Annotated in this window: 9 protein-coding genes; 5 read left to right on the top strand and 4 right to left on the bottom strand. The window is 71.2% G+C overall.

Features of this window, described 5'->3' with window-relative positions; all coding sequences use genetic code 11:
• Positions 1-20 precede the first annotated feature (20 nt).
• Positions 21-1,181: an MDR/zinc-dependent alcohol dehydrogenase-like family protein gene (locus POL25_RS26175; protein ID WP_272088922.1), complete on the bottom strand. Its 1,161-nt coding sequence runs from the start codon at positions 1,179-1,181 to the stop codon at positions 21-23.
• 431 nt (positions 1,182-1,612) lie between these two features.
• Here POL25_RS26175 and POL25_RS26170 point away from each other — a divergent pair, with 431 nt between their 5' ends.
• Positions 1,613-2,419, top strand: a complete 807-nt coding sequence (locus POL25_RS26170; protein ID WP_272088921.1) for a PAS domain-containing protein — start codon at positions 1,613-1,615, stop codon at positions 2,417-2,419.
• A 137-nt stretch (positions 2,420-2,556) separates the two neighbouring features.
• Here the strand turns inward: POL25_RS26170 and POL25_RS26165 are convergent, their stop codons facing one another.
• Complete coding sequence (locus POL25_RS26165) at positions 2,557-3,264, bottom strand: response regulator transcription factor (protein ID WP_272088920.1); 708 nt, start codon at positions 3,262-3,264, stop codon at positions 2,557-2,559.
• A 637-nt stretch (positions 3,265-3,901) separates the two neighbouring features.
• Here POL25_RS26165 and POL25_RS26160 point away from each other — a divergent pair.
• The 3 genes from POL25_RS26160 (at position 3,902) to POL25_RS26150 (ending at position 6,057) form a co-directional block, all read left to right on the top strand.
• The gene (locus tag POL25_RS26160) at positions 3,902-4,126 is read left to right on the top strand and encodes a helix-turn-helix domain-containing protein (protein WP_272088919.1); all 225 of its coding nucleotides are present in this window, start codon (positions 3,902-3,904) and stop codon (positions 4,124-4,126) included.
• A gap of 119 nt (positions 4,127-4,245) precedes the next feature.
• Entirely contained in the window at positions 4,246-5,415 is a 1,170-nt protein-coding gene (locus tag POL25_RS26155; protein WP_272088918.1) for an SPL family radical SAM protein, read from the top strand.
• 177 nt (positions 5,416-5,592) lie between these two features.
• Positions 5,593-6,057, top strand: coding sequence for an AgmX/PglI C-terminal domain-containing protein (locus POL25_RS26150; protein WP_272088917.1), 465 nt, complete (start codon positions 5,593-5,595; stop codon positions 6,055-6,057).
• A 63-nt stretch (positions 6,058-6,120) separates the two neighbouring features.
• On the opposite strand, the gene POL25_RS26145 is transcribed toward POL25_RS26150, so the two are convergent.
• Positions 6,121-7,740: a DUF4832 domain-containing protein gene (locus POL25_RS26145; RefSeq protein WP_272088916.1), complete on the bottom strand. Its 1,620-nt coding sequence runs from the start codon at positions 7,738-7,740 to the stop codon at positions 6,121-6,123.
• 372 nt (positions 7,741-8,112) lie between these two features.
• Complete coding sequence (locus POL25_RS26140) at positions 8,113-8,703, bottom strand: TetR/AcrR family transcriptional regulator (RefSeq protein ID WP_272088915.1); 591 nt, start codon at positions 8,701-8,703, stop codon at positions 8,113-8,115.
• A gap of 85 nt (positions 8,704-8,788) precedes the next feature.
• Here POL25_RS26140 and POL25_RS26135 point away from each other — a divergent pair, with 85 nt between their 5' ends.
• The gene (locus POL25_RS26135; RefSeq protein ID WP_272088914.1) at positions 8,789-10,054 is read left to right on the top strand and encodes an FAD-dependent monooxygenase; all 1,266 of its coding nucleotides are present in this window, start codon (positions 8,789-8,791) and stop codon (positions 10,052-10,054) included.
• Positions 10,055-10,083: the final 29 nt, after the last annotated feature.

Here is a 10,083-nt window from a genome sequence, read left to right as displayed (position 1 = left end):
CGGACGCCGCCGGGGCCCGGTCAGACCGGGTTGACGCGATAGACCGGGAAGTACGAGCGCAAGCGCCCGGCGGCGGCGGCGCGGGCCAGGCCGCCGATCTCCTCCCACGAATAGATCTCCGACACCTGCGGCATCCAGCCCTCGCGCTCGGCGTAGCGCATCGCCTTCGGCGAGTCGGCGCGGCGGATGTAATGCGAATGCACGTGGACGTGGCGGCCGATGCACTCGATCGCGCGATTGACGGTCGTCTGCATGCCCAGGAGCCAGCCGGCGGTCGCCAGCACGCCCTGGCGGCCGAGCGCTTTGACGCTGGCGCGAAACACCGGGGCGCCGATGTAATCGAACACGATCGCCGCGCCGCGGCCGCCGGTCCAGTCGTGCACGGCCGCGAGGAAGGCCCTCTCGGCGGCGCGGTAGGCCGCGTGATACTCGGGGTCGCTCGCATAGCGCCCCTCGTCGAATTCGAGCCCGGCGAAGGCCCTGCGGTCGATGCCGACGATGCCCATGCGGGCCAGCTCGGCGAGTCGCTGGGGGCTGCCTGACACCATCGCGGCGCGACAGCCGGCCCGGCGGGCCAGGTCGAGGGCGGCGAGCGTCGAGCCGCCGCCCCAGCCGAGCACGAAGGGGGCGGGGTCCAGCGGCTCGTTTACCTGCAGCCGGTAGGCGCCGAGGGCGAGGTGATAATTCGACCACGCGGTCAGGTAGCGGACCGAGAACGCGGCCCACTGTTCGAGGCGGTGGTGTGATTCGAGCGGCAGCGGCAAGAAGTTGCGCGCGGCGATCTTGGTCCGCTTGGCGAGCACGCCGACGGTGCCTGGCGCGTCGTAGCCCTGGACCAGGACCGTGTAGCCGAATTCATCCTGCACATGCCCGCCGTGAAGGATCCCCACGTCGCCCTCGTGGATCCCTCGGACGTCCGCCCCGGCCCGCAGGACCCGCAGGACGCTGCCGTTGCCGATGACGACGCGCCGCTCGCCGCGCTGCTTGCAGATGTCGATCGGCCGCCGCTGCAGCGAATGGGTCATGTTGCCCTCCCAGCTGCCGAACAGCGGCTCCACCAGCAATTCGTCGCCGGCCGGCCCCGGGAACGCGAACGTCTCGCGGCGGAAGTCGTCGGAATCCAGCGCGGATTCGCTGCCGCCGGAGCGCTCGTAGAGCACCCACGCTTCGGTCTCGATCATGTCGGCCCCCCGTCCTCGACGGCCACCCGAATGGCTACACCACGTGCAGCCACCATTCGCCCGGGTCTATGCCACGCCGACCACAGCGGCGGAAGGGGGGTGCGCGGAAAAGCCGGAGAATGGAGACTCACATCGGCGCCCGTCGCGGAGTTTGCGCCGGCGTGTGCGGCGCGGTCGGAGGAACCGATGCAGAGGCGCCCCGGCGGCGCGCTGCGGCCGCTCGATGCTGCGCGACTCGTCGTCGGGGCCTCGCCTAAGAATGAGCGAAACCGCGCCCACTGCATGCATTTGTGGAGAGTTGGGAACGAAGCAGGCGGGAACTTTGCCGCTTTTCGCCGACGGCTCCGGCTGATAGGGTGAGGCGCGGAGGACAGGGGCCGATGATGATGAACGACGAGACGGAGATCCGCCGTCTTCTCGAACGATATGCAATGGCGATAGCGGTCTCTGGCGACGGGATCTGGGAGTACCCGGCCGTCGATCCCGAGCAGGCGTTCCACCGCAACATCCCCGTGCATTATTCGGAGCGGTTCCCCGAGCTCCTCGGCTACCCCGAGCGCGGCTTCCCCCAGGTCGCCAGCAGCTGGTGGGACGCCATTCACCCGGAGGACGTGGGGACGTCGTCGAAAGCGATCGCCGACCACCTGATGACCGGCAAGCCGATCTTCGCCGAGTACCGGGTGATCAACCGCCAGGGCGAGATCCGCTGGTGGCAGGTGTTCGGCGATTCGCTGCCCGACGCCGACAACAAGGGCAAGATCCGCGCGATCGGGGTGGTCCGCGACATCACCACGCTCAAGCTCGCCGAGGAGACCGCGCGCGATCAGCTCGAGCTCATCACCCGCCAGCAAAAGGCGATCCGGGCCCTCTCGACCCCGATCATTCAGCTGTGGGACAACATCATCACGCTGCCGCTGGTCGGTGCGGTCAATGCCGAGCGGGCGTCCGAGATCATGGACCGGCTGCTGGCCGAGGTGGTGCGGCTGCGGGCCCGCTACGCGATCATGGACATGACCGGCGTCGATTCGGTCGACTCGACCACGGCCGAGCAGCTGTATCGCATCATCCGCGCGGTCGGGCTGCTGGGCGGGCAGGTGCGGCTGTCGGGGGTCAACCCCGCGATCGCGCAGACGATGACGAACCTCGGGGTCGACATCTCGCCGTTCCTCAGCCACCGCAACCTGCAGGACGCGCTGCAGGCGTGCCTGCGCGAGAGCGATCGCTTCGTCACGCATTGATGGCCCCGCGGGCCCGTGACCCGTGGGCGCGGGCCGGGCCGATCTGCCTGCGCGCCGCGTCGAGGGCGGCGGCTCGCCCGGGTTCGCCCCGGCTGCACGTTCAGGCGCAGACCCGGGCGCGTGGTTCGATTGCGGGATCACTCCGGCTCGACGAGGCCGTCGTCGGGCGCGAAGCGATAGCCGACGCCGCGGAGCGTCTGCAGCTGCCCGGCGGCCGGGCCCAGCTTGGCGCGCAGGCGCAGCACGTGGGTGTCGACGGTGCGCGTGGTGACGTGCGGCGACAGGCCCCAGACCTCGGCGAGCAGCGCCTCGCGGGTGTGCACGCGGCCCTGACGGGTCACGAGCAGGATCAGGAGCCGCAGCTCCAGGGCGGTGAGCGAGAGCTCGCGGTCGTCGAGCCAGACTCGCTGGGCGCCGGCGTCGACGCGCACGCGGCCGCAGGTGACCCGTTCGGTGACCGCGGGCGCCGGGGCCTGGCGGCGCAGCACGGCGCGGATCCGCAGCACCAGCTCGCGCAGGCTGTACGGCTTGGTCACGTAATCGTCGGCCCCGACCTCGAACCCGAGCACGCGATCGATCTCCTCGGCGCGCGCGCTGACGATCATCACTGGCAGCGCGCGCGTGACAGGGTCGGCGCGGAGGGCCTGGCACACGGCGATGCCCGACATGTCCGGGAGGTCGAGGTCGAGCAGCACGAGATCGGGCAGGGGCTCGCTGCGGGCCAGCAGGAGGCCCTGCGCGCCGGTATCGGCCGTGCGCGGGTGGAACCCTTCGCGCGTGAGCGCGTGACAGATCGCGGACCGTAGATCGCGCTCATCGTCGACGACGAGGATCGAGGCGGGCATGGCGAGGCGCGGGGGAGCGGGCCGAGCGTACACGCGAACTGGCGATTTCGCTGCGAAACGGCCTCACGGCGGAGTTCACCGCGGCGCCGCGCGGGCGTGACGTGGTTGTGATGTTTGCGGACGGCGGGTTGCGGGTGCGCAGCGCGTACTGGAGCCGAATCACGAGACTGCGAAGCGAAGTGATGGCGACATCCAATGGACTGGATATTTACAATACATGGCCCGAGAGACAGGCGATGAATGGTTGCTGTTGCACCGGACTAATGGCGCGGCGAGTGGCGACGGCGACACGACGCTGCCGTGGCTTGCCGGGCTCTGCCGCATGCGTGAGGGGCGGGTCTGCGGCCTCGCCACCACGTATGGGCGGCTTCCGCCGGTCGCGCGCTCGCCGCCGCGGGCGATGTGCGATGCGGTGATACCTGCCGGGTCAGATCATTCGGCCCGCAATCGGCGAACACACTGATGATATGAACAGCTCGCTCGATTCACAGGGGGCTGCCAGCCACACTCCAATGCGCGATCTCGGGCCGCGGGACCGGCTCGTGGGGGCCGCGCGGCCGTGAGTTGGCGCTGTTCGCATCTGGAGCTCGCCGGGATTATGTTGCCCGTTCCCGCGAGTATCGAAACGGAGGTTTCATTGGCCCAAATCATCCTTGACGAATTCAACCTCGAGAAGGCCGAGCGGCGACTGTGCGCCGAGGCTCTCAGCCAGGCCGGCAACATCGTCGGCGCCGCCGCGTTGCTCGGGATCACTCGCCACGCGCTCAAGCGCCGCATTCTCAAGCTCGCGATCGAATGGCCGCAGCGCCCCGCGAACCGCCCCTCCGAGGCGGTGAACGCGAGCGCCGGTCTGACACGCTAGCCGAGTAGAACACCGAGCAACCAGGACGACCTGGCGGCCATGGCCGCCAGGTCGTTCTCGTCATGGGTCCCGGCGTTGGCCCGCTGCGGCCTCGATGTCATGGTATAGGCGACGGCGGCATGCCCGGCGCCCGCGATCTCGAGGTCCACCTGCGCGCGCTCGTCGGCGGGCTCGCTCGCGGTGACGAGCTCGCGCCGGGGCTGCGCCTCGCCGAGGTCACGACCGAGTGCGGGCCGCGCCTGACCTTCGAGACAGGTGGCACGCGGGTCCACGTCGAGGTCGCCCGCCTGGTCCCGGGCCGCCGCAGCGCGGTGCAGACGCGCCGGCTCGGGCTGTCGTACCGCTTCGACGAGGTCGTCTCGGCGGACCTGCGCGCGCTCGGGGTCACCGTCTGCCGGGCGGTGGCGAGCGCCGCGGCGGTCCGCGAGGAGGCGGTGCTGGCGGCCCTGGCCCACGACGCCGAGATGGCCGAAGAGACAGGTGAAGAGCCCGGCGCGCGCGTGCGGGGGGTGACGGTCGAGCGCCTGCTCGAGCCGGCCGAGGGCGGCCGCTATTACACGGTGACGCCGTATGTCGGGTGCCTGATCGGCTGCAAGTTCTGCTACGCGCAGTCGCACGTGGCCGAGACGCGGGCGCTGCTGGGGCTGGCGCCGGCGCCGTGGGGCTCCTACGTGGACGTGAGGGTCAACGCGCCCGAGGTGCTGGCGGCCGAGCTCATGACCTCGCCGCCGGCGCCGATCAAGTTCTGCGCGGTGGTCAGCGACCCGTACCACGCGATCGAGCGCAAGCTGCAGCTGACGCGGCGCATGCTGCTGGCGCTGCGCGACGCGCAGTGGCAGGCGGGGGTGCTGCTGTTGACGCGCTCGGGGCTGATCGAGCGCGACCTCGACGTCCTGCCGGCGATCGCCAATGCGTGGGCGGGGATCTCGATCCCGACGATCGACGAGGAGGCGCGGCGGCACTTCGAGCCGCGAGCGGCCAGCATCCCGGCCCGGCTGGCGGCCCTGCAGGCGTGCAAGGCGGCGGGGCTGCGCACGTTTGCGATCGTGCAGCCGCTGCTGCCGGGGCCGATCGCGCCGCTGGCCGACGCGCTGGCCGAATGCGCGGGGTCGGTGCGGGTCGACGTGCTCCACGGGGTCGAGGGCGCAGAGCAGGAGTTCGCCGAGCCGCGCTGGGCGGCCGCCGGCAGCCTGGATTGGCAGCGCGAGCAGGCGGCGGCGTTGACGGCGGCGCTGCACGAGCGCGGGGTGCCGCTGTGGTCGGGCGAGCTGCCGCCCGGGCTCGGTTGATTGGGCTTTGCGCCCGAGCGGATGTCCTTCGGGACATGTGATGATGGGCAACTCGCTCGGCCGTGGCCGTGTCGCGTGAGCGGGGCTAGTTTGCCGGCCGCGCGTGGCGGCGAGCGGACCCGCGCCCGGTCGCGCGCGTGGGCGGGTCAGCCGGCGATTGTGATACCGTCGGCGCCGATGTCTTCGCTCCGCCTCGCGCTCGTCTCGGTGCTGCTCCTGACCTTCGGCTGCAAGAAGGAGGCAGCGTCGAGCCCGCCGCCGACGGCTGACGTTCGCGAGGAGGCGGCGCCGGCCGATCCGGCGGCGCCTGCGGACGAGGAGGAGTCGCCGTACCTCGACGTCGCCAACTTCAACCGCAAGGTCGAGGAGCACGCCGGCGAGATCGTGGCCTGTTGGCAGGAAACGGCCGGCAAGGCCCCGGATGCGCCGACCGGGCGGGTCAAGGCGACGATCGTGGTCGACGGCGACGGCAAGGTCAAGAAGACGAGCTTCGACCCGCAGCGCAGCACCCTCAAGCACGACGCGCTGTTCGCCTGCATGCAGGCGAAGATCGCGGCCTGGAAGTTCAACATCACCCTCAACGGCTCCGACTCGCCGATGCCCTACACCTTCGACCTGACGTCCGGCGCAATGCTGCCGTGAGGGAGCGCTGTCCGTTCGGACAGCGCTCATCGGACATGTCCCCGGGGACATGCCGCCGGTGCGTCACTCGACCACGACGGTCGCATCGAACCAGTTGACGCCCTCGCTCCATTCGACCCCGGTGTCGTTGGCGAGGCGGATCGCCTGGCGCGGGTCGGCTTCGAGGCTCGGGGCCGGATCGGCGAGGCGCAGGCCGATCCGGTACATCCCGGGCGGGGCGTCGGCGGGGATGGCCGCGTCGGCGCACAGGCTGTGCGGCTCGCCGGGCCGGACCGTGCGGATGTCGAAGGCGTCGACCGTGGCGCTGAAGGTGGTCGGGCCGGCGAATACGAGCACCAGCGGGCGCGCATTGACGGGCGCGGCGAAGCCGTCGTTGACCAGATCGAGCGAGACCGGCAGCGTGCTGCCCGCGGCGGCGGTGTCGGCCCAGCGCAGCTCGCGGACGGCGAGGCGATAGCCGAGGCGGCAGGCGACCTCGGCGAAGCAGCCGTCCTCCTTCCAGCTGTCGAGCACGTCGGTGTTGTATGACGAATTGAGGTGCGTCCAGCTGTGGAGGGCCAGCTCGGCGAGCGCCGAGGGGCACTCGGAGCGCGGCGGATTCACGGCGCAGGTCTCCCCGCCGACCGCCACGAACGGCGAATCGGCGATCGCGTAGTCCTTCTCGCCCGGCTCGTCGTAGGTGCCGAAGTCGCTGTCGGAGGCGAGGAAGCAGTCGTTGACGTGGCCGACGCGGGCCAGGGGGCTGCCGTCGTGGGCGGTGTCGGCGGTCAGCGGGCCGCCGTAGGCGTCCTGCTTGAACGAGGGCCGGCGCACCGTCACGGTCCGCTCGGGCGGCAGCGCGGCGAGCAGGGCGTCGAGGACCTCCTTGCGCGGACCTGGCGCGTCGAGGCCGTGCTGCGAGGAGTGCCATTCACCCCACGCGCCGATGAAGCCGGCCTGCAGGGTGAGGATCACGTCGGCGTGCTCCTGCAGCAGCGGCGTGAGCTGCTCGATGTGCCCCAGGATCCGCGACAGCTCGGCGTCGGGCTCGTCGCCGGCGTTGGAGTAGTGAAAGCGCGGCACGACCTTCATGCCGGCCTCGCGCACGGCGTCGAAGCCGGCCGCGACCTCGTCGAGCACGACGGCGTCGAGCGGGGCCTGGCGGTACTCGGGCAGCAGCACCTGGCCGTAGACGACCGATTGCCCGGTGGCGGCGATGTTCGCCAGGCTGCCGCCGTCGAGGTCGCGCAGGTTGGTATAGGCGTGGAAGCCCCGCTCGGGGTTGACGATCGCGCACACCTCCGAATCGGAGAGATCTGCTCCCTCGCTGAACAGCGCGGGGGCGAGCGCCAGCTGCTGCACGCCGGGCCGATCGCCGAGCGGACAGGTGAGGCCCTGCGCGCCGGTGTCGGTGTCGGTATCGGTGGCAGAGGGATCGGTGCTGGTGGCGGTCGGAGCGTCGGTGGTGGCAGTCGAGGTGGGTCCGGTGGTCGAGGCGGTCGCGCTGGTCGACGAGGCGGTGCTCGTGGAGCCGTCGGTCGGATCGGCGGACGCATCGGAGCTCGCGTCCGTGGCCGGGCCCGCCGTGTCGGTGGTGGCGCCCGTGGCGTCGGTGGAGCCGTCGGTGGCGCCGCCGTCGCCCTGGCAGGCGGAGGCCAGGACGCCGAGCAGGAGCAGCGAGAGCGGTCGGGAATGCATCGACATGTGGGACACGATAGCCGAGTCCCCACGCCCGCGGGGCCGCGCGATCGCGGACGAGCCCGCCGGCCCGCGAGCCCGAAGCACCACGTTGGACGAGGATTCGCTCGGGCGCTCTCGTATGTTTTTTGAGACATGTCGCAAAGGGCATGTCGCTCGGGCGCGGCCGCGAGCCCGCGGTCATCGTCGATCGCGTCCGGCGATCCGGACGTCACCTCACGGGTGCCACCAATCTGTACTCACACCAGTGTCCATCGGGGTGCGGACATTGTCCCGCGATTGGGTGGAGACCGCGAGACAGTGTCCGTCGGGGTGCGGACATTGTCCTGTCACTCGTATCGGCCGGACGGGGATCGTCGCCACGCTCCGGCCATTGCCTCAGGTGGCCCGGCGCGGGCGCTTGGCCGCGGCGCGCACGGGTGGGCGAGGCGCAGGCGGCAGGCCGAGGGCGGCGCAGGCGGCCTCGATGGCGGTGGGCTTGATGCGGTCCATCGGCACGTCGGGGAACTCGACGGCGGTGTCGGCCATGCCGCCGATGGCGACGACGGCCCGCACGCGGGCCTCGACCGAGGGGGCAGGGCCGACCAGCAGGGTCATGAGGCGATGGCGCCAGGCGAACATGCGGGCCACCAGATCGAGCTCGGTGAGGATGCTGAAGTCGCGCACGAGCATGACGATGAGGTCGCGATGGCGCGAGAGCAGGTCGAAGTGCTGGCCGAGCAGCACGCGAGGGTCGCTCGGCGGGGCCGCCTCGAGGGCCGCGAGGTGGGCCTCCATGTCGGCGAGCAGCGGCTGGAACATGCTGGCGACCAGGGCCTCGCGCGAATCGAAGTGGTAGTAGAGGGCGGGCTTGGTGATGCCGAGCTGGTCCGCGATCTGGCGCAGGCTGGTCTGCTGCACGCCCTGCTGCATGAACAGCGCGCGGGCGACCGCGTGGATCCGCGCCTTGGTGTCGGTGGGCCGGGACACCCGCGGAGGATATCGCCGGAGCGGGCCGCAGCGGCTTGAAAACGGCGCGGCCACGTGCTTACCTATCGGTAAGTAAGGAGCCACGATGAAGAGAGTCCTGATCTCCGGCGCCAGCGTCGCCGGGCCGGTGCTGGCGTATTGGCTGAAGCGTCACGGGTTCGAGCCCACGGTGGTCGAGCGGGCCCCCGGTCTGCGCAAGACCGGCGGACACGCGGTCGACCTGTTCCGGCCGGCCATGGACATCGTCGAGAAGATGGGGGTGCTGGCGGAGGTCGAGGCGCGCCACTCCGGGACGGAGTGGTTGACGCTGCGGCGCGACGGGGTAAAGCGGCCGATCGAGCTCGACGTGAAGCGGGTGATGCAGGCGGTGTCGCGCCGCCACGCCGAGGTCATGCGCGACGAATTGGCGGAGGTCCTCATCGGCGCCAGCCGGGGCGAGGTCGAGTACGTGTACGACGATTCGATCGCCTCGCTGCAGCAGGACGACGCCGGGGTCGACGTGACCTTCGAGCGCGGCGCACCACGGCGCTTCGACCTGGTGGTCGGCGCCGACGGCCTGCATTCGAACGTGCGCCGGCTGGTGTTCGGCCCCGAGCGGCAATTCTCGCGCCCCATCGGCGCTCACCTGGCGGTGGCGACGATCGCCAACGACCTGGGTCTGCGCGACCGGGTAATCCTCGTCAGCGGGGTCGACCGGCTGGTCGCCGTGTACGCCGCGCGGCACATGGGGGACGCCCGCGCGCTGTTCCTGTTTCGCAGCGAGGGTGAGCTCGAATACCACCACCGCGATGTCGCGCGGCAGAAGCAGCTGCTGGCGCAGGCGTTCGCGGGTATGGGCTGGGAGGTGCCGGGGCTGCTGGCGGCGGCGCAGCAGGCGTCTGCGTTTTACTTCGACACCATCACGCAATTGCGCATGGACACCTGGACGCGCGGACGGGTGACTCTGGTCGGGGACGCCGGCTATTCGCCGGGGGCGGCGGTCGGCGGCAGCACCAGTCTGGCGATCGTCGGGGCCTATGTGCTGGCGGGCGAGCTGGCCGCGGCCGGAGGCGACCACGTGCGAGGCTTCCGCAATTGCGAGGAGACGCTGCGGCCGTACGTGACGAGCAGCCGGGCGTTCGCCCTGGCCGCGGCGCGGCGGCTGCTGCCGGGCAGCCCGCTGGCGCTATGGCTGTTCGCGCAATCGACCCGGGTGTTCCAGCACGTGCCGGTGTCGTGGCTGCGGGCGCTCAGCCGGCTGCGCGGCGGCGTAGCGCGCCTGCACGACGCATTCGTGGTCCCGGACTACACGCCACGGCCGACGAGCCCGGCCGTGGCGACACATTGGGGGCCGCCCCCCGACCCCGCGTAATCTTGCTGTCACGACAGGGCGGCGGCGGC

The organism is Nannocystis bainbridge (assembly GCF_028368995.1).
Lineage (GTDB): Bacteria > Myxococcota_A > Polyangia > Nannocystales > Nannocystaceae > Nannocystis > Nannocystis bainbridge.
Note: the sequence above shows the minus strand (reverse complement) of the source record. Positions and strands in the feature narration are given on the sequence as shown.